Below are 20,078 nucleotides of genomic sequence, written 5' to 3'. Positions count from 1 at the left end.
CCCGCCCGAGGGTTGGGGACCACGGCCAGTAGGGCGTACTGGGGTATTTCGCGCTCCACGGCGCGCTGGAACGACTCTTCACGAGGACCGGTCGCGCGGAGCCGCTTTCGACGCCTGATGCGGACAAAGCTGACTAACCTCCACCGCCAAGCTCTCCATCAACGCTGCGTGTTCGCGCCAATCGCTGTCGGTTGCGTTCAGCACGACGGCTCCTGCAACCACAGCAACGGCGAGGAACTTACGGTCCGAGCGGTCGAAGGTATTGTCCGGGAGTTCCTCGAACCCTCGCCGGTCATCCTTCGAAGGCGTGACGGCGACCCTTCGTACCCGCTCGTTCGTGAACTGGTGGTTGAACACATGTCTCAAGAATGCATCGCCAACCCCCGGCATTCCCGACAGGTTCAGCCGTCCCATGTATTCCTCTAGAACGGCCCCTCCATCGTCGATCACGACGACCTCGGTCGCAACCACGGACTCCAACTTCTCCACGCAGGCCAATTGACATTCTTCGTCGGCCTGCGCATCGGCGCGGCCGTTGGCAGCTACGGCCACGTTGGTGTCCACGACGAACGCCGTCATCCCGACTGCGCGATCCGTCGTTTCAGGGAGGCCTTGGAGATCGCGGCGATCTCGCTCATTTCGTCCCCGAAGAACTTGTCCGGCCAGTTCTCGATCTCCCCCCACTCGTTCAGGAGCAGATCGGAGACCTGCGCTTCGCCTCGCCTTGGGGAAACGAAGTACAGCTTCACATCTTCGGCGGATACGTCCTCTTCGGCCACGCGACGCTGCAAACGCCGCATCAGGTATTCGCTGTGGCTCTCCAGGACGATCTGTACGTTGCGCACGGTAGCCACGTTCAGCATGACGTCGGCCAGTCCGCTCTGTACAGAGGGGTGGAGGTGGATTTCCGGCTGTTCCAGAAGTACCGTCGAACCCTCCGGGACGTAATAGAGAAGCACCAGCACCGGCAGTACCTGAGACACGCCGAATCCGACATCCGTAAGGGGCGTCGGCACGCTGGACGAGAACGTCTTGACCATCGCCCGGTACAGGTTGCTTCCCGGGGCGATCTCCTCGAGATGGAAATCATGAATCAGTCCCAGCCTGTGCAGCCAGTACGCGATCATCCCCTCGAAGGTCTTCTTGTGCATCCTATACCCGAGGCTCCAGTCCTTCCCGCGGGTTCTGGCGGCAAGTATCGCATCTATCGTCCGCTCACCTCGGCGGCCCACATCTTCCGGACTTGACCCAGCCCAGTGATATTCTCGCTGCGGATACTCGCGCAAGGGGCCGAGATAGTAGATGGAGTCCATCAACTTCTCATACTCCAATTCAAAATCACCGAGAAAAGCCGTGTTCTGATAGTAACTCCTTGCTTGGCTGGGAAAGAGATGGGTCTTCGCGGGTTGCGGCAGATGCCATGCACGGCCCGGGTTTCGAATAAACGAGAACACCGGAGGATCGGCTGCAAGTTCGAATTTCCGTCTCGAGTCGGGCTTTGGCCGCAATAGGAAATCGACACCGTCAAACCGATATGCCAGCTCCCGAGGAGACAGGCGAGCTTTCTCAAAGCCCACTTCATATCGTATCGCAAGGCTGCTTGCCTCCAACAACGGCTTGGCGGATCGAGTCAACTGATCGGTGATTCTAAGCGACTTGGGCAGTTCCCACTCGAGCAGCCAGCGGATTGTCCTCTCTTCGTCATGCCGGTGGACCACATCCGCGAACGTCCCGAGGTTCACCATTTCCGCCCGTCCACCAAAATCGAGGATGATCCCGCGATCCGTTGCATTCCTCGTCTGTTTGAGCAGAAGGAGGAGATGGAGTAGGCTACTCTTGCCGGCGCTGTTGGTCCCGAAGAAGCCGGTCACTCTGCCGAGCGTCACGTCGGCTTCCCGCCATGCCTTGAAATTCTCCAGCCTAAGGCGCGTCAACACTTCCGTTGCTCCCGCGTAGATCCTCGTGTGGTCGTATCGGCATTCCGGGCTGCCGCTGGTCTCTCGATTCTCGGGCTCTGGATGCTAGACGAGCGCTGTGTGGCCTGCAAGCAAAGGGGCGTCCCGCGCGAGGCAGGGCGGCGGTAGCGCACCGAAGGGGGTGCTTGATACCGCAGGCTCGAGCAGGCATCGGGTTCTGCTTAGAGGCAGGTCAGGCCGGGGCTGGCGGGGAGTCCCTCCGTGGTGGAGGCCGCGAGCGCGTTGAAGAGGAGCTTGAACGTGTTGCGCGGCTGCCCGCGGAAGTGCGGGCGGAACGCGAACAGCACGACCTGCCCCTCGCCGACGCCGATCTGCGCGGCGGCCGGGTAGCCGGCGAGCACCTCCTCGCCGCCCAGCGTCCATCCGCTCACGAGGAAATCCGAGGCGGCGTAGCACACCGGGGTCGATATCCGGCCAATGTTGCCCGCAGCGCCGGCGCCCCCCGCCGCGCCGCCCGTCCTCTCCAATACCTGGCTGCGAGAAAAGAGAGCCATCGCCGCCTCGTCCATCCCGTAGCCGAGCGGGTGCGAGGGGTCGACGTCGAGTCGGATCACGGATCCCGGAATGAAGAACTCCCGCGAGGAGAGCCCCCGCGCCCGGTTCCGGAAGGGGAGGCCGAAGGTCTCGATCGCGTAGTCCACGGCCTGGTCGACGGCGACGAGCCATCCCCCCGCCTCGACGAAGGCGCGGAGAGCCGCGGCGCCCGGTTCGCCGAGCCCGCCCGTGTACTCCTCCGGCATGGTCTCCGGCAGGTTCCCGTTCGCGATCCCGCCCGAGGCCTGCGAGGGGAGGAGGATGACGTCGAAGCGGGACAGGTCGCCGCCCCGCACGTCCGCGTCCCACACGTTCTCCCACTCGAAGCCGTACTGGTCCAGCACCCAGCGTGTCCAGCCCTCGGGCATCGGGGCCTGCCACGAACGGTAGATCGCGACGCGCGGCGGTCGGGCTTCGGCCACGGCGCCGGCGGAGGGTGCGGAGGAGATCCCGGTGAGCGTAAGTCCGTGGTCGGCGGCGAGAGTGCGCGCCTCATCGGCGGACAGATCCGGCAGCCAGTACGAACCGGCGGGCACCTCGCCGTTCGGGGTCGTGAGCATCTCCACGGTGCGGAGGCGCTCCGGAGCTTCGTCCCCGCCTTCGTCGGGTCCACCGCGCGGGGCGGACAACCCGCGATAGATCGAGTTGGCGTTGCCGTGCGCGGCGAACCCGGCCGCTCCCTCGCCGCGCACCTCGCCGATGTCGGACGAGACCTCACCCCATTCGCCCGGCGGCATGTCGAACGGTTCGTCCACGTTCACCACCACCAGTCCCATCTGGAAGCGGAGTTCGTACCCCGTCATGTCGTACGGCGGCTCCGGCGGTCCGCCGGGGTACTGGCGCCGGTCGGGGTATTCCTTGGGCTCCATCAGGTCCACCACGTACGGCCGGAAAGCCTGGGGCGGAATCACGTACGATCCGGCGGGGAAGCCGAGGTCTCCCTCCGATCCCGATACGGAGAACGGTTCCGACGCGCGCAGGAACTCGATCCCGGACCGCGACATCAGACCCATGAACTCGACGACCGTGCCCGGGTCGTGCGAGGCCCGCGGGTCGAGCACGTAGGCGAACGGGCCGCCCTCCGCCGCGTTTCCGCGCTCGATCTGGCGCCGGCCCATGAGGTAGTGGTTGAAGAGGTACTCCTCCTTGAGCTTCGCGCCCATGTCCGCCACGGCCTTCGCGGCGGTCATCATGTAGTCCATGGCGTCGCGCAGGTGCCAGCAGCCGCCGAGCCACGGGTTGTTGTAGTTCGTAGAAGGCGTCTTCGCGGGCAGGTTCCCGGCGCGGGCTCCGAACGTGTCCGGGATCTCGTCCTCGTCGTAGCAGCGGGGCGTCGCGTAGCCCGCGCCCGCCGTCTCCGTCAGGAACCCGAGCATGTTGTGATAGTCGGGTCCGCCTCTCATGGAACCGTTCCACCACAGGTCGAAGACGATGCCGCTGTTGACGCCCGGCTTCCCCTCCTCGTCGAAGCGGCGCCGCATCGAGTGTCCCATCTGGTTCAGGGAACTCACGACGAGCGGATCGAGGTGCGGGTTCACGGGGTTCTCGAAGGGCGGCATCCAGATCCGCCCGGGGAAGGGGCTCGACTGATGCTGATTATAGACGATCTGCGGGAACCAGTTATGATAGAGCTGCCGCGTCACCGCCTGCGTCTCGACCTGCGTCAGCATGTACCAGTCGCGATTGTTGTCGTGCCCGATATAGTGATGATAAAGCTCCGGGACGCGCGCCATCTCGAATTCGCCGCCCACATTCGACATATACCAGTCGGCGACGATATTCAGACCGTCCGGATTCATATTCGGCATCAGGAGGACGATCGCGTTCTCCCGCACACGCCGGGTCTCGGGGGACTCGTCCGTCACGAAGTGGCGTGCCATCTCCGGCATCAACTGCCCGTGGGCGACCTCCGTCGCGTGCAGCCCGCCGTCGATCCACACGATCGCGACGCCTTCCCGCGCGAGCGCCCGCGCCTCCTCCTCGTCGAGGACGGATCCGTAGCCTTCGTCCGGGTCGCGGGCATAGGCCAGCGTCCGCGTGATCTCCTTGATCCGTTCCAGACGCCGGAGATTCGATGGCGCTGAGATCGCCGCGAGGTAGAGGGGTTCGCCCCGGGTGCTCTCGCCGATCTGCTCCAGCGCCATGCGGTCGGTGGAAGCCGCGAGCGCCTCGAAGTAGGCCTTGATCCCGTCGTAGTTCGTGAGCTTGTAGTCCTCGCCGGGCGCGAACCCGATGACCTCCGCCGGCATCGGCACGTCGCCCCCGCCGCCGCCGGAGTCCGTCGCGCACCCTGCGATCAACGCGGCGCCGATCCACGATCCGACTACCGTGCGCCACCTGGCGGTCAGCGAGAGGTTCCTGGCGATCATCGGCTCCGTTCTCCCGTCGTTCGATGCGGCCGGTACTCGACCCCTTCCATCCCCTCGAAGTCCGCGTCCTGGGTCCATAAGACCGCGTCCTCCTGTCTGGAGGTTGCGAGAATGATGCTGCCGGCGAGCGGCAAGCCCCGCTCAGCGCTCAACGTCGCCGCGGCGACCGCGAGATCCCCGTCGAGGTCGACCACGCGCCCCCGCCGCATTTGCGCAACGGCGTAAAGCGCGGCGCCGGGGTCTCGCTGGACGCGGATTCGCTTGAAGACCTCGAACAACGTGATGCTCGGCACGACAAGACGTTCGATTTCGGCGATGGGCTCGGCGAACTCCGGCGCGTTCGGACCATCGGCGAAGTACTCCAGCCAGGCCGAAGAATCGACCACGTTCACGTACGGTCTCTCTCGCGCGGGACGGTCGTATCGATGCCCCGGACGAAGCCTCGAGCTGCCTCGATGGGTTCGAGCGGAATCAATTCCACGCGTCCCTTGAAGGGCAGCGCCTGCACCTTTTGGCCGGGCTTCAACCCGAGGCGCTCGCGCACATCTCTGGGGATCACAACCTGATAGCGAGAAGAAATCGTGACAATCGTCATGGCGCGCTCATGATGCGGTGTTCGAACCGGTGGATGCAAGTCAACATATATATCGACGACACTATTGCAAGACGAACGCGATTCAGCGCGGGATGATTCGGACGACGCGGCCGTCGGGGTCGACGACGCTGATGGGGCCCCGGAGGATGTCGTCGCCGTAGGGGATCATGCGTGCCGGTGTGGCGCGGGCGCCGCCCGTGGATCCGGGAATCCGGTAGATCTCGGCGAGCCCGACCTTGACCGAATAACCGAGATCCGCCAGCGACTGCACAGTGATCAGGCTGAGGAGGTCGCGTTCGCCCGCCGCCTGGAACGGCGTGAGCAGCTCGTGTCCGAGTACGGATTCCCGCCAGTGGGAGTCCGCCGCCCCGGGTCCCGACGTGTTCTCGACCGGCACCTTCTCGCCGTCGTCGTAGTTCGCCCCGCCCCGCTCGTCGAACGCGGCGATGGCCAGGGGGCCCGTGAAATGCGTGTCCGCGCCCGAGTTGTGGATGGACGGGTTCCGCAGCAGACCGTGGTGGATCCACACCGTCCCGATCCCCAGCACGTGGCCGATCTCGTGCAGGATCACCTCTTCCACGTCCTTGAGGTTCCCCTCCTCCTCGAGCCGCGCGAGGTCTGCCGCGTCCAGCTCGAGGGCGCCGACGGAGGGCAGACGGGACCCGGCGCGGATGACGCAGGGGCCGGCCCGGGCCAGGACGCCGTCCTCGCCGTCGATCTCCCGGACGGACGCCACGATGACGAGGTCGTCGACGGTGCCGATGCGCTGATCCGTCGTGATGTCCCAGCACCCGGGCACCACATCCTGGCCGAGAGGGACATCGGAGAGTTCGGTGTCCGCCAGTATGGCCGACCAGAAGTCCACCGCGTCCTCGAAGGCCTCCGCCTGCGAGTCCGTCACCGCGTCCACCAGGATCACGTCGATGTCGAAGGGTCGCGCGGCCGCTTCCCGCACGATGACGGGGAAGGAGAGCTCGGCAGTAGCGCCCGGCGGGTCGGCAGCCGTCAGGGTCACCGTCGTGGAGCCCGCGGTGACGGGCGTCAGCGTCACGACATCGCCCGCGACCGTCACCGCGGCCACCGCGGCGTCGGCGGTGGCGGCCGAGAAGCGCAGATCGGCCCCTTCCGGATCGCGGAAATACCCGGCCGCTGCAAGCACGGTCGGGTGGCCGTCCGCCTGCATCCGCTGGCGCGCGACCTCCCGCTCCGGCACCGGCGGCGCGTTCACGCCCTCCCCGAAGAGGATGAGCGGGTCCCCCAGTCCGATCTCGACTCCCGTCACCCATCCCGGTACTGCGGGCGCCGGGCCCGCCACGACCTGCACCTCGGTCTGGCCGCCCTCCGTCGCGGTCACGGTCACCTCCGCGCTCCGCTCGCTGCCCGCTCCGAGGACCGCCGACTCCGACGAGAGCGTGCCACCCCGGGCGACAAGGGGAACCGTCATGGCGAACGCCGCCCCCCCGGCCACGGTGAGCGCGATCCGGGCGGGACCCGCGGCGGAGGGGTCCGGGTTGTCGGTCCGCTCGAGTTCGAGTGCGAGCGCGAACGGGGCTCCCGGATTCACTGCCAGCAGCAGCGTATCAAGGCTGGACAGCCCGACGAAGACCCGCTCAGGCAGCTCCTCCAGCCGGTTCCCTTCCAGCCGCAGGACGCGGAGATCCGTGAGCCCCGCGAACGGTTCCGGGGGGAGCGTCGCGAGCCGGTTGCCGTACAGGCGCAGCGCCTCCAGCCGCGTAAGCTCCGAGAACACCCCCTCGGGCACCGACTCCAGCGCGTTCCGGTCCAGCCGCAGCTCGCGGAGGCTGGGGAGTCCCGCGAAGACGCCCTCCGGCAGCGTCTCCAACCCGGTGTCCTGCAGCAGCAGACTCTCGAGCCCGGGGAGGCCGGAGAAGGTGTTCCCGTTCAACTCCGCTATCCGGCCGTTACCCAGGTACAGCCACAGCAGCGACGAAAGCCCGGTGAACGCCCCGTCCGGCAGTGTCTCGAAACGGTTGTCGCTCAGGTTCAGGCGTTCGAGCTTCGGAAGCTCCGCGAAGGAGCCGGGCGTCAGCGCGGTGAACGCGTTCCCCAACAGTTCGAGCACCTTCAACGCCGGGAGATCCCGGAAGACTGCCGCCGGCAGAGCCGCCAGCCTGTTCCCGCCGAGGTCGAGCGTCACGAGGTTCGAGAGTCCCTCGAAGGCGCCCTCCGGCAGCAGGTCGAAGCCGTTGTTCCGCAGGCGCAGCGTCTCGAGGCTCGTGAGATCCGCGAAGACGCCCGTCGGGAACTCGGTGAACGCCACGCCGGAGAGGTCGAGGTTCCTCAGGTTGTAGAGTCCGGAAAGGTCGCCCCTCCGCAGAGTCGGGATCTCGAAACCGGCGAGGTTCAGGGTCGTGATCCCCAGGTGGGAGATCGTGACCTCCTGGCAACTCGTCGCTCGGGAGCGCACGACCAGGGCGTCCCGAATCTCCGGCGTGCGGTCGCAGACTCCTTCGCTGATCGCCACCGGGATCGAGGTCATCGCCCCGAGGACGTACCCCGCGTCCGCCGCCGGCGGGTCCAGCGTGAAGAGGAAGATTTCACGCGCCGGCTCGATGTCCGCATCGTCGCGGATCGGGATCCGGACTTCGACGACGCTCGTGCCGGCGGCAACGGAGGCGGAGCCACCGGCCTCGTAGTCGTCCGCGTCCGCGTCCGCCGTTCCCGGGTCTTCATCGGCGGTCAGCGTGTATCGGAGCGTGAGGGGAGATGGCGGAGCGGGATCGAGCCGGACCGACACGATGGCATCGAGGCCCTCGTACGCTTCCGGCGACCCCGGCACGATGGTCGCCACGGGCGTCGGTGCGGGTTCGGGCCCCGGATCCGGGTCCGTGCTGCCGCCGCCGCAGCCGGCGATCGCCGCCGCGGCGCACGCCAGCGTCCACTTGCTCCGTGTCGTGTCCACGATCAGGTCACCCCGCAGACGCCCCGCAACGGGTCGCCTCTTCCAGATCTTCACGGTGCTCCATACGCGCGGGTCGCCTCGTCGGCGGAGACGTAGCCGTCGAGGACATCCTCCCGTACCCGGTCGCGCGGGCGCCGTGCCGGGTCGCCGAGGCCGCCTCCCCCCGGCGTTTCGAGCACGATGCGTCGGCCGGGCGGCACGACCTCGCGGCCCTTGGGCCGGAACTCGCCGACGTCCGGCACGTGGACGCGCCCCGCCGCCCCGTCGCTGCCCCCGTCGCGTCCCCGCGCCGGATTGCGGACCCGTTCGAACATCTTCGAGACGGCGAACGCCTCGTCCGACGCGTGCGAGATCTCCATCACCTGACCGAGACCGCCCCGGAACTCGCCGGGACCGCCGGAGTCGGGGAGATACTCCTTCCGCCAGAAGATGAGCGGGGCGACCGTCTCGGTGATCTCGATCGGCGTGCTGCGGACGCCGGAGGGGAAGGCGGTCGCCGACAGGCCGTCCTTGCCGGGGCGGGCGCCGGTGCCGCCGGCGTGGAAGGGGTTCACGACGAACGCCTCTCCGCCGTACGCGTGGGTACCGGTCAGTCCGGGCCCTGCCATGATGACGGGGTTCCAGAGGCAGGACGCGCCTTCCGCGGGGACGGCTCCGGGCTCCAGCGCCTGTTCGAGGCAGCCGAGGACGACATCCGGCAGCATCTGTCCGATCGCGTGGCGCGCGGAAACGGCGGCGGGAGGGGGCGCGTTGAGCAGCGAGCCGGGCGGGGCGGAGACGTCGATCGCCGCCAGCGACCCCGCGTTGTTCGGGACCTCGGAGCCGACGATGCAGCGCACGCCGAACGAACTGTAGGCGCGCGTATAGGTCACGGGGACGTTGATGCCGCGCGACGACATCGGCGAGGTGCCGTCCCAGTCGATCGTGATCGTCCCATCGGGCAGGACCGTGAGGGCGCAGACGAGGTCGAGGTCCTCGTCGTAGCCGTCGATCCTCATCCGGTTCCGGTACGTGCCCGGGCGGAGCGCCCCGATCCGCTCCCGCATCGCCTGCCTGGAAGTGGAGATGATCGTCTCCGCCAGCGGCTCGAGGGAATCGATCCCGAACTCCGTCATCATCGCGACCAGGCGCTCGCACCCCGTGCGGTTGCAGGCGGCCAGCGAGTAGAGGTCGCCCTGGGCGACATCCGGATCCCGCACGTTCGCCCGTACCAGCCGCATGAGCGTCTCGTCCACCCGTCCGCCGCGGATCAGGTATCCGATGGGAAGGCGGATCCCCTCCTCGAACACCTGGTTCGCGTCCGCCCCGAAGCCGCGTCCGCCGACATCGGCGATGTGGCTCGTGGCCGCGAACAGCGCCACGGGGCGCCCGTCCAGGAAGGTCGGCGTGACGACGGTGAAGTCGTTGAGGTGTCCCGTGCCTTCCCATGGATCGTTCGTGATGAGGACATCGTCCTCGCCCAGCGTCTCCACGGGGAAGTCCCGGAGGAAGAACCCGACGGAGGCGGCCATGGCGTTGACGTGGCCGGGCGTGCCCGTGACGGCCTGCGCGAGCATGCGTCCGGAGAGGTCGAACACGCCGGCGGAGAGATCGCCCGCCTCGCGCACGGGCGTCGAGAAGGCGGTGCGGACGAGCGTCCGGGCCTGCTCCTCGACCACGGACAGCAGCCGGCTCCACATGATCTGCCCTTCGAGGGCGGCGATCCCGGTTGGCGCGCCGGTGCCCGCCGCAGTGCCGCCCGCCGCGGTGGCGCCTGTCGACATGGCGCCCGCCACGGCGTCGGCCGCTTCCGCCGCGCGCCGCTCGACGAGGAGGTGGCCGCCGGCCGCGACCCGCGCCTCCCAGCCCTCGGGGACGACCGTCGTCGTCTGGTCCTCGGCGATCAGCGCCGGACCCTCGACACGGGCACCTCCGGCCAGCCCCGCGCGGGTGTGGACGGCCGCCGCCGAGGACTCTCCGCCGGGGCCGTCCCAAAGTTCGGTCCAGCGCTCGGGCTCCGGTTTCTCCGCGGCGGCCTGCCCCCCTTGCCCCCCGCCAGACGTTCCCGCGGGAACGTCCGCGGCACGCGTCGCGGGCGCCGACACGACGAGCGTCCAGCTCAGGACTTCGATGTCCAGTCCGGGGATCGTGCGTCCGTACACCGTCTCGTAGCCGCGGTCGAACGCTTCGCGCAGGGCCGCCGCGTCCTCGAGGTCCTCCGGGAGGTCGACGCCGATCTCGTGGCCCTGGCCGACGTAGCGCATGTAGGCGCGCGCCTTCCCGGTCATGGCCGCGCCCGGCGCTCCGCGCGACACCACCGCTTCCGCCTCGTCTCTCATCTCATCGAACACGGCGCGGACGACGGCGGGGTCGAACCCGGACAGGCGCATGTAGCGGCTGCGCACGACCTCGTAGGAGATCGGCGCGAGGAGGAAGCCCACCGCCGACCCCACTCCCGCGTCGGCGGGCACCAGAAAGCGGTCCACCTCCAGCTTGTCGGCGAGTCGCGCGGCGTGGATCGGGGCGGAGCCGCCGAAGGCGATGAGCGTGCGTCCGGCCACGCCCTTCCCCCACTCGACGGCGTGCGTGCGCGCCGCGTTGGACATGTTCTCGTCCACCATCTCGCTGATGCCGAGCGCGGCGAGCTTCGCGTCGAGCCCCAGTTCGTCGCCTACGCGAGTCGTGATCGCGGCTTCGGACCGCCCTCTGTCGAGGGGAATCGAGCCTCCCGCGAAGAACTCCGGGTCGATCCGTCCCAGGACGACGTCCGCGTCGGTCACCGTGGGTTCGTCTCCGCCCCGTCCGTACGCCGCCGGCCCCGGCTCCGACCCGGCGCTCGCGGGCCCCACCTGGATCCGCTCCAGGTCGTCCACTCCGGCGATCGACCCGCCCCCGGCTCCGATCTCCACCATCTCGATGACGGGAATCCGCACCGGCAGTCCACTCCCCTGCTTGAAGCGGTAGCTGCGCGCGACCTCGAACGTGCGGGAATGGAGCGGCTGCCCGCCGTCGATGACGCACAGCTTCGCCGTCGTCCCGCCCATGTCGAAGGAGAGGACGTCCCCCAGTTCCAGCTCGCGCGCGAGGTGGCTGGCGAGGATCGCGCCCCCGGCGGGCCCGGACTCGACGAGGCGGACGGGCGCGGCGACCGCAGTCTCCAGCGTCGTGAGGCCCCCGCCCGAAGTCATGAGGAGGAAGGGACAGGCGAGCCCGGACTCGCGCAGCGAATCCGCGAGCCCCGTCAGGTAGCGGGCCATGAGCGGCTGGACGTAGGCATTCGCGCACGCCGTGGACTGTCTCTCGTACTCCCGGACTTCGGGACACACGTTCGAGGCGAGCGTCACCGCCAGCCCCGGCCGCCACTCGTCGAGGATCTCGCCGATCCGGCGCTCGTGCGCAGGGTTCGCGTAGCCGTGGATGAGCCCCACCGCGACGGACTCCACGCCCTCCGCCTCGAGCGTCGGGAGCAGCGCGCGCACCGAATCCTCCTCCAGCGGGATGAGGACGCGGCCGCGGTGGTCGACCCGCTCCTCCACCGGAAGCCGAAGCCGGCGGGGGACGAGCGGGGCAGGGCGGTCGACCCCGATGTCGTACTGCTCGAAGCGGTTTTCGTGCGCCATCTCCAGCGCGTCGCGGTGCCCCGCCGTGACGATGAGCGCCGTGCGCGCGCCCCGCCGCTCGATGACCGCGTTCGTGGCCAGCGTCGTGCCGTGGATGACGAGCCGGACGGCGGTGGGTGGGACGTCCGCGAGCCCCAGCACCTTGTGCACGCCCTCGAGGACGCCACGCTCGGGCGCGGCGGCGGTCGTAAGCACTTTCGTCGTGACCAGGCGCCCGGCGGTCTCCAGCGCGACATCCGTGAAGGTGCCGCCGATGTCTATGGCGAGCCGGGCTTCAGCTGCGGATCCGACGCCCGACTCGCTTGTCGTCCTGCCGCTCACGCGCCCATCACCCGTCTTCCCGCAATGGAACCGTGTAGTTCAGCGCCAGCCGTCCGCCGTCCGGGTAGATGGTCTCCCCCGTGAGGTACGAGGCGTAGTCGCTCGCGAGGAAGACGGCCACCGTCCCGATCTCGGCCGGGTCCCCGAACCGTCCCAGCGGCGTGCGGGAGAGGATCGTGCGCCGCGCTTCCTCGTCGGCGATCACCGAGTCGAGGATGTCGGTGACGATCGTCCCCGGCCCGATCGCGTTGACCCGGATGTCGTGCGGCGCGAGCGCGATGGCCATCACCTTCGTGAGCTGCATGACCCCGCCCTTGGAGGCCGCGTAGGCGAGCTGGTTCGGAATCGTCACCACCGCGTTCGTCGACGACATGTGGATGATCGACCCCTTCACCCCGCGCGCGACCATGTCCCGCGCCACGAGACGGGAGACGAGGAAGGTCCCGCGCAGGTTCACGCCCAGCACCCGGTCGAAGTCCTCGACTTCGGCGTCCAGAATCGAGCCCGCCGCGATGATCCCCGCGTTGTTGAGCAGGATGTCGCAGCGGCCGAAGCGTTCCGTGCAGGCCTCGAGCAGGGCCGCGCAGTCGCGCTCCTCGCTCACGTCCGCACGCACCGCGAGCGTCTCCCGCCCCGTCTCCTTCGCGATGCGGCGCGCCGTGTCCGCGCAGCGCTCCTCCAGCACGTCCCCCAGCACGACATCCGCCCCGTGACGGGCGAAGGCGAGCGCGCACGCGGCGCCGATCCCCTTCGCCGCCCCTGTGACGATGGCGGTCTTCCCCTCAAGTGTGATCACGCTGAACCCTTCCTGATTCGATGATCCCGCGTTGATCGCCGTCGCGAAACTGCGGAATCGGAGCGGCGGTCCCTATCGTATCGACGAAAGCGACGTGTGGCATGCAGCAGCGGAATCTCACCGCGGACGGGTTACGAAGTCTACCTCTCGTGCCTCGGCTCTCGACATGGTATCTTCGCAAAATATGCCATAAACACGGAGTATACCATGAAGAAAGAGAACCGGAACTCGCCGACCGATGCTTCGCCGGACTCCATGCCGGATTCGGTGCCCGACACCGAACGCGTGACGATCGACGAAGCCGGCCGGCTGGTGGTCCCCGCCCGCTTCCGCCGCGCACTGGACATTCAGGGCCGGCAGCAACTGATAATGGGCCTGGAGGGCGACACGATCCGGCTGCGCACCACCAGCGCCGCACTCGCGCGGCTGCAGGCCATCGTGCGCCGGCACCGGAAGGGCTCCGGCGGCGTCGATGAATTCATCCTGGAACGGCGAGCCGAAGCCGCCCGTGAATGAACCGGCCGAGGCTGTCCTAGACGCCTCGGCCGTCCTGGCGGCCCTGCTGAATGAACCGGGGGCGGTTCGCGTCGAACGCGCGCTCAAGCGAGGAGCCGCCATGTCATCGGTGAACGTGGCCGAGGTCGCGGCACGTCTCTCGCAAGACGGCCTGTCCTCCGTGACGGTGGCGCGCGTCGTCCGGGGATTGGGGGTCGAAATCATTCCCTTCGACCGCCAGGCGGCGCTGCTCAGCGGCTCCTATCGTATGAGGACACGGCGCCAGGGCCTCGGACTGGGTGACCGGGCCTGTCTGGCCACCGCAAGCAGCCTCGGTCTCCCGGTCCTCACCGCCGACCGAAGCTGGTCCGACCTCGAGATCGACGGCGTGACCGTCGTGCAGATCCGGTGACGGCCAGTTTGTGGTCACGGTGTGGTCTTGAAATTGGAGAGTGTGATGCCCGGGAGGCGCACTTCATTAGGGGACCAGGGCGCCGGGTTGCCGCTCCTTCACGTGACGGCGCATCCAGTCGAACGTCTCCCACACGGTGTGCAGGACCGATTCGCGGGCCCGGTAGCCGTGGCTCTCGTGGGGCAGCATCACCAGGCGGACGGTGCCTCCCAGGCCCTTCACGGCGTGGTACATGCGCTCGGACTGGACGGGGAAGGTCCCGGAGTTGTTGTCGATGACGCCGTGGGTCAGGAGGAGCGGTTCGTTGATCTTCTCCGCGTGCATGAAGGCCGACATGCGGAAGTAGACCTCCGGCGCCTCCCAGAAGGTGCGGCGCTCGTACTGGAAGCCGAAGGGCGTGAGGCTCCGGTTGAAGGCGCCGCTGCGCGCGATGCCGGCGGCGAAATCGTCGGAGTGCGCCAGCATGTTGGCGGTCATGAAGGCTCCGTAGCTGTGGCCGGCGATCCCGACCCGGTCACGGTCGGCCACGCCCATCTCGACGAGCTTGTCCACCGCGGCCCTGCCGTTGGCCACCAGCTGTTCCACGTAGGTGTCGTTCGCAGCGAAGCCGCCCACGATCGGCATCGCGGCGTCGTTGAGCACCGCGAACCCCTGGGTGAGCAGCAGGAGGTGCGAGGCGCCGGAGATGGTCGTGAAGCGGTGGGCCGAGCCCCTGACCTGACCGGCGCCGTCCTCGTCGGCGAACTCGCGCGGGTAGGCCCATACCAGGACCGGGAGCCTCTGGCCGGGCTCGTAGTCGGCGGGCAGGTACAGCTCGCCCGATAGCGGGATGCCGTCGTCGCGCTCGTAGTAGATCTTGCTCTTGGTGATCCCCGCGAGCTGGGGCTGGGGGTCGGGGACGGACGTGAGGGCCGTGCGCTCGTCGTTTGCCGTCGTGACGAGGTGGTAGTTCGGCGGCTCCTCGCTCGTCTCGCGCCGGATGACGATCCGGCCGGCGCGTGCGTCCGCCAGACCGACCACGGTCTCGTAGCTGCCTGCGCCCGAGTGGAAGAGTCGCTGCCGCGCGTCGTCCGTCAGATCCAGCCGGTCCAGGAAGGGCCGGTCTCCTTCCGGAGATCCTCCCGGGCCCGCCAGAAAGATGCTCGTGCCGTCCATGTGAACGACCCGCTTGCCGGCCCCGTCCTGCTTCATGACCGGGTCGCCCGGATTGCCGTACCAGTCGTCCGTGCTGCGGTCCCAGAGGAGCGCGGGCTGGACGCCGGGAGTGGACGCCTGCACGGCCCAGGCGCGGGACCTCCGCGTCGGCCAGTCGAACTCGTACACCAGGGCGGTCTCGCCGTCCTCGCCCCACAGGACCGGGTAGCCGAAGCCGAAGGCGCCCGAACCCAGGCGGTGCTCGGTGCGCACGAGTTCGGTGCCCTCTCCGTCGAAGGGCGCCGCGAGGGTCAGCACCCGGTCGCGGTGGGGGACGTCGAGCGCGGGGTTGCCGCCGTCGAGGGCTTCCACGTAGGCCAGGGTCGCGGGCACGCCGGGGCGCCAGGAGAACTGGCGGAGACCGGCGCGGCGAAAGCCCAGGTGTTCGGGGCCGCCCTCGTCCAACGGGAGCGTGGCGAGCGTGCGCAGGGGCGCGCCGTCGCCGCCGAGGACTTCCACCTCCCTGGGGAAGCGGGAGTCGGGCACGAGGTACGAGTAGGGGCGAACCGTGCGGACGGACAGGTAGTACTCGCCGCCGGGTGAAGGGTCGAGGGATTCGTAGACCGCCGGGGCGCCGATGGGCTGCGTGGCTCCGGTGGCGGCGTCGACGAGGGCCGGCTGCGACGTGAGGTAGTAATCGAAGAGCGCCTCGTCGTGGGCGTCTTCCAGCAGGTCCTGGAAGGTCCAGGAAGGGGCGGCCTCGCCGCCGGATTCCTGCGTGATGGGGCCGACGGGGATCGCCGCCGGGGTGGGCGGGGCGCCGCGGCCGTCGGGGATGAAGTGGCAGAGCAGCGCACGACCGTCGGGCATCCAGGAGCAGGGTTCGCCGCGGGCGCCGTTCAGCGACGGGTTCGTAAGGGGTCGCGCGGCGCCCGGTGCCGGGTCGGCCAGCCAGAGGGCGACGCCGTCCGAGGTCGTTCGCGTGAAGGCGAAGCCGTCGCCGGCGGGTGACCAGAACGGTGGTCCCAGGCCGTCCTCGGCGCCGGTGACGTCGCGCGTGCCGCCGCCTTCCAGGTCGACGACCGAGAAACGCACGAACGGTGGCGCGGCGTGCATGCCGTTGGTGACCGGACTGATCCTGCGTCCGGCCAGCCGCAGCATCGGCGCCGCCAGATCCTCGATCCCGGGCATGCTCTCGCTGTATGCGAGGATCATCCGGTCACCCGACGGACTGATCACCGCCTCGGGGAACGGGGAAGCGTCCAGGATGTCGACGACGTCCGGAGGTGGCGTACGGTAGGCTTCCTGCGCAGCCAACCGGCCGGATGGCGGTACGAGCAGCGTGGCGAGTGCAAGGATGGGGGCGGCGAAGCGACGGATCGACATGGTGCAAGCTCCCGCGCGGATGGGTCCCGTTGCGCTCATAGTAGGCTCAGCGAGCCGGGCGTGACAGCGATGGGCCCAGGGCGACCGCGCCGCTACGTCATCCCTCGAGCCGTTCCCTCAGCGCCCCTCCGGCGCGTTCCCGCGGGAACGTCTCCGACCCCTGGCCTCAGAGCAATTCCGAGATGACGCGCTGGCGGTAGTCGAAGATCCGCAGGAGATCGGGGCGCACGAACCATCGGTCGATCAGCACGCCGCCCGGAACCGCGTACATGACGTGGTCCTCGACGCGCGTGCCTCCGTCCTCCTCGCGGAAGCGGTGTTCGTGGATCCATTTCCGATACGGGCCGCGACGCTGCTCGTCGATGAAGCCGTGTGGCGGATCCCAGTGCGTGATCTCGCTCTGCCACCGAATGGGGATTCCGTGCAGCCGTAGCCGATAATCGATTCGCGTTCCCACGCGCATCACGATGGGCGGCGGGGTCACGATCCGGAACTTCACGAATGGCGGTGTGATCCGCTCCAGGTTGTAGGCGTCGGAAAAGAAGGCGAAGGTCCGGTCCAGCGGGCTGGGCACCCACTGCGATGCCGTGTAGACGCGGTCCTTCAACGTCTCTCTCTGGTGAAAGCGCCGAACGACGTTCCCGCGGGAACGTCTCCTACCCTGCGCAGCGCGACATTTCGGGGTGCGCGGTCCAGCGCTCGAAGGCCTCTCCGCCGGCCGCCAGCTCGACCTCGGTCGTCCCGCCCGGGTCAACGTTCGTCCGCTGCGTGGGTCCGAGTTCCGTTCCCGAGGAGAGGTGGACTTCGACACGCACCGCGCACAGCGTCTCGTCGGTCGTGTTCTCGACGGTCCCCACGAAGGCGTCCCGCCCCGGATCGTAGGAGAGGATGAGCCGAGCCCCACGTCGCGTTGCATCCCAGGTCGCGTCCCGCTCGATGTACTCGCCCGACTCCTCGCCTTCGTCGCCCTCGTCGTGCCCGCCTTCGCCGCCGTGCTCGCCACTCTCGCCATCGTGCTCGCCCCGGCCTTCGCGACCCTCGCGGTCGTGCTCGCCGCCCTCCTCGTGCTCACCCACTTCCTCGCCCACGCCGGCGGCCAGGAGCTTCCGGTGCATGCCGCGCACGTTGAGTTCGCGCCAGTCGTCGTAGCGGTCCCAGTGACTGTAGTCCTCCATGAGGACGGTCTCGGCCGTCTCGTCTTCGCTCAGCCCCGCCTCGAAAGCGGCCCGCACGGCGGCGTCCAGATCCCGGTAGTAGGTGAGCTGCCGCTCGACTGCGGCGCGGTCTCCAGACGGCCCGTGCCCGAACACGATCGTCTCGAACGGGATCTCGAGCAGGCCCTCGATCGCGTCGAACTGGTCGGGGAAGTGGAAACCGGACAGGTCCTGGTACCCGAACCGGTCGCGCGCCACGAAGTCCACCGCGAAGGCGAGGCTGTGCGCCGGCACGAAGCCCACCGCGATGTCGTCACCGTTGTTGCGGCCGAGGTAGTGGAGTTCGATCTCGCCGCCCGCGAGCGTCATCGTCTCGTTGAAGGTGTCCGTGGGTGGGGGAAGATCGGGGTTCGCCGCCTCCCTGAGCGGTGCGTCCGCGTTCCGGTGCGCGTAAATGGGGACGTCGACCCCGAACGCTTCTCGCAGCACCTCGGCGCCCGTCGAGTGGTCTGCGTGGTGGTGGCTGTAGACGATGGCCGCGAGTTCGACGCCCGGTGCGACCCGGCGAATCTCCTCCGCGTAGGTGGCGGCCGCCTCGACGGAGATCGGATCGAAGGCGAAGCCTCCCTCCGAGGTCACGACGAACAGGCCGTTGTGTCCGCCCCAGCGGAACTGGTAGACCCCGTCGGCGACCTCCGTTGTCTCGAACTGCGGCGGCGCGTCGCCGGCCGCGGCCCCGGCGCCCCCGGCCTCCGCGCCCCCCGCGGGTTCGTCCGAAGGCGCGTCTCCCCCGCCGCAGCCAGCCCACGCGACCACGGCGCCGAGCGCGGCGGGTGCGAGCAGGGGGATTCGAGACATCAGGGGAATCGACGTGCCGGAGGCCGGGGGGGAAGAGTGCTTGCGAATCATATCTACTACCTCCATAGTAGTTGGCGCGGAATTCCCGGTGGAGACGGGACCGGGCACCGCGCCCACACTCGAACAAACCTAAGCCGCGGCGGGGGGCTGCCAAGATGCCGCAGGGGGCTGCCAGGATGAAGGTGCCGTCACGACGGAGCGCCAGCCGCGGACCGCGGCTCGCCGCGGGATTCGCGAGGGGGTTCACCGCCGGGCGGGTGGCGGTGCTTGGGGCGGTGCTCGGGGGCGCCGGCCTGCAAGCGCAGGAGACGGTCGAGCTTCCCGGCGAGGATCGTTCCGTCTCGCCGGACCTCGAGCTGGTGTACGCCATCGGGTCCGCCGCCGCGGCGGCCGAGTGGGAGGAGTTCACGTCCATCTCCGGCGTCGCCTTCGACGGCGCGAGCAACCTCTATCTCCTGGACGGGACCCGGATGGAGTCCAGCGCACGCGTCGTCGTGGTGGATGCGACAGGACGTTTCGTGCGCGAGTTCGGCCGCGCCGGCGAAGGTCCGGGCGAGTTCCGCGCGGCGACGCAGCTCGTCGTGTGGGAGGACGGGCAGACCCTGGTCGAGGATATGCTGCACGCGGGATACCACGTCTTCAGCCCCGCCGGCGAGTTCGAGCGCATGGTGAGGGAGAGCGGCGGGGGCATGGGGTTCGCCATGGCGCGCCGCCCGAACCTCCGACCCGAGCGGACGGGCGCGCGCACGCTGATCGGCCGTAGCGGACGCACGATCCAGCGCGTCGACATGTCCTCGGAGGACGTCGAGGATCGCGTCATCGCGGAGGCCCGGGCGCCGGTCGCGGATGATGGCCCGCGGAGCGGCGATCTCGAAGACATGATCCGCGAGGAATGGGGATTCGAACCGGACCTCCTGTTCGACGCGCTGCCATCGGGCGGGGTCGCGTTCTCGGACTCGTCGGCCTGGGCCGTCAAGCTCACCGATCCGTCGGGCGTAATCTCGCGCATCCTGCGCCGGCCGATCCGGCCGCTGGCCGTGACGGAGGAGATGGAACGGGAGGAGCGCGAACGGCAACTCGAGGCCGAGAGCAACCGCACGATCACGCAGCGCGGGAGCGCACCGCCCGCCGCGGTCCGCGAGATGATCGAAAACATGAGGTCGCTGCAGCGGGAGGCCCTCGAGAACATGCGGTTCTTCCCGGAAGTGCCGGTCATCGCGGCCCTGCGCGCGACCTGGGACGGCGCGCTGTGGGTCCAGCGGAGCACGGAGCCGGGTTCGGACGAAGCGGGCCCCATCGACGTGATCGCCCCGGACGGGCGCTACCTCGGCACGCTCGAGACGGGAACCGCCGCACTGCCCGACATGCCGGACGCCTTCGGCCCGGATGGCCTCGTCGCCTTCATCGACACGGACGAGTTCGACGTCCCCGTCATCACCGTGTGGCGCCTCCCCCCCGCGATCCGCCTGGAATCCGCGCGACCTCCCCCGACGCCCTGAAGGTGCCCGAAGTCGGCTGACAGTCTC

At 68.9% G+C, this 20,078-nt stretch carries 14 protein-coding genes; 3 read left to right on the top strand and 11 right to left on the bottom strand.

The annotated features are described in order from the left end of the window. Positions 1-78: 78 nt before the first annotated feature. From RN729_RS03890 to RN729_RS03855, 8 genes are all read right to left on the bottom strand, one after another. A complete protein-coding gene (locus RN729_RS03890) occupies positions 79-579 on the bottom strand; it encodes a hypothetical protein (RefSeq protein ID WP_310782369.1) in 501 nt (166 codons plus the stop codon). Next, the gene (locus tag RN729_RS03885) at positions 576-1,937 is read right to left on the bottom strand and encodes a DUF3696 domain-containing protein (protein ID WP_343218892.1); all 1,362 of its coding nucleotides are present in this window, start codon (positions 1,935-1,937) and stop codon (positions 576-578) included. Before RN729_RS03885 ends, RN729_RS03890 begins: the two co-directional genes overlap by 4 nt. Before the next feature lie 200 nt (positions 1,938-2,137). Beyond that, positions 2,138-4,879, bottom strand: coding sequence for a M14 family metallopeptidase (locus tag RN729_RS03880; protein ID WP_310782367.1), 2,742 nt, complete (start codon positions 4,877-4,879; stop codon positions 2,138-2,140). Next, positions 4,876-5,271, bottom strand: a complete 396-nt coding sequence (locus RN729_RS03875) for a type II toxin-antitoxin system VapC family toxin (protein ID WP_310782366.1) — start codon at positions 5,269-5,271, stop codon at positions 4,876-4,878. Before RN729_RS03875 ends, RN729_RS03880 begins: the two co-directional genes overlap by 4 nt. Beyond that, positions 5,268-5,474, bottom strand: a complete 207-nt coding sequence (locus RN729_RS03870) for an AbrB/MazE/SpoVT family DNA-binding domain-containing protein (RefSeq protein ID WP_310782365.1) — start codon at positions 5,472-5,474, stop codon at positions 5,268-5,270. Before RN729_RS03870 ends, RN729_RS03875 begins: the two co-directional genes overlap by 4 nt. 82 nt (positions 5,475-5,556) lie before the next feature. Then, a complete protein-coding gene (locus RN729_RS03865; RefSeq protein WP_310782364.1) occupies positions 5,557-8,451 on the bottom strand; it encodes a leishmanolysin-related zinc metalloendopeptidase in 2,895 nt (964 codons plus the stop codon). Then, positions 8,448-12,317, bottom strand: a complete 3,870-nt coding sequence (locus tag RN729_RS03860) for a hydantoinase B/oxoprolinase family protein (protein ID WP_310782363.1) — start codon at positions 12,315-12,317, stop codon at positions 8,448-8,450. Before RN729_RS03860 ends, RN729_RS03865 begins: the two co-directional genes overlap by 4 nt. A gap of 7 nt (positions 12,318-12,324) precedes the next feature. Continuing rightward, on the bottom strand, positions 12,325-13,113 hold the full coding sequence (locus RN729_RS03855; RefSeq protein ID WP_310782362.1) for a glucose 1-dehydrogenase: 789 nt from the start codon (positions 13,111-13,113) through the stop codon (positions 12,325-12,327). A 207-nt stretch (positions 13,114-13,320) separates the two neighbouring features. Here RN729_RS03855 and RN729_RS03850 point away from each other — a divergent pair, with 207 nt between their 5' ends. Beyond that, positions 13,321-13,629, top strand: a complete 309-nt coding sequence (locus RN729_RS03850) for a hypothetical protein (protein ID WP_310782361.1) — start codon at positions 13,321-13,323, stop codon at positions 13,627-13,629. Continuing rightward, positions 13,622-14,020 (top strand): type II toxin-antitoxin system VapC family toxin, encoded by a 399-nt coding sequence (locus tag RN729_RS03845; RefSeq protein WP_310782360.1) that lies wholly within the window; start codon positions 13,622-13,624, stop codon positions 14,018-14,020. Before RN729_RS03850 ends, RN729_RS03845 begins: the two co-directional genes overlap by 8 nt. Positions 14,021-14,086: 66 nt before the next feature. Here RN729_RS03845 and RN729_RS03840 read toward each other — a convergent pair whose 3' ends face one another. The 3 genes from RN729_RS03840 to RN729_RS03830 form a co-directional block, all read right to left on the bottom strand. Further along, complete coding sequence (locus RN729_RS03840) at positions 14,087-16,540, bottom strand: prolyl oligopeptidase family serine peptidase (protein ID WP_310782359.1); 2,454 nt, start codon at positions 16,538-16,540, stop codon at positions 14,087-14,089. A 166-nt stretch (positions 16,541-16,706) separates the two neighbouring features. Further along, complete coding sequence (locus tag RN729_RS03835) at positions 16,707-17,147, bottom strand: SRPBCC family protein (RefSeq protein WP_310782358.1); 441 nt, start codon at positions 17,145-17,147, stop codon at positions 16,707-16,709. Positions 17,148-17,196: 49 nt separating this feature from the next. Next, positions 17,197-18,552, bottom strand: coding sequence for an MBL fold metallo-hydrolase (locus RN729_RS03830; protein ID WP_310782357.1), 1,356 nt, complete (start codon positions 18,550-18,552; stop codon positions 17,197-17,199). Positions 18,553-18,734: 182 nt separating this feature from the next. On the opposite strand from RN729_RS03830, the gene RN729_RS03825 reads away from it, so the two are divergent. Next, a complete protein-coding gene (locus RN729_RS03825; protein WP_310782356.1) occupies positions 18,735-20,051 on the top strand; it encodes a hypothetical protein in 1,317 nt (438 codons plus the stop codon). The last annotated feature ends 27 nt before the right edge of the window (positions 20,052-20,078 follow it).

It is taken from the genome of Candidatus Palauibacter polyketidifaciens, from assembly GCF_947581785.1.
Taxonomy (GTDB): Bacteria; Gemmatimonadota; Gemmatimonadetes; order Palauibacterales; family Palauibacteraceae; genus Palauibacter; species Palauibacter polyketidifaciens.
This window is presented reverse-complemented; position numbering and strand designations above follow the sequence as displayed.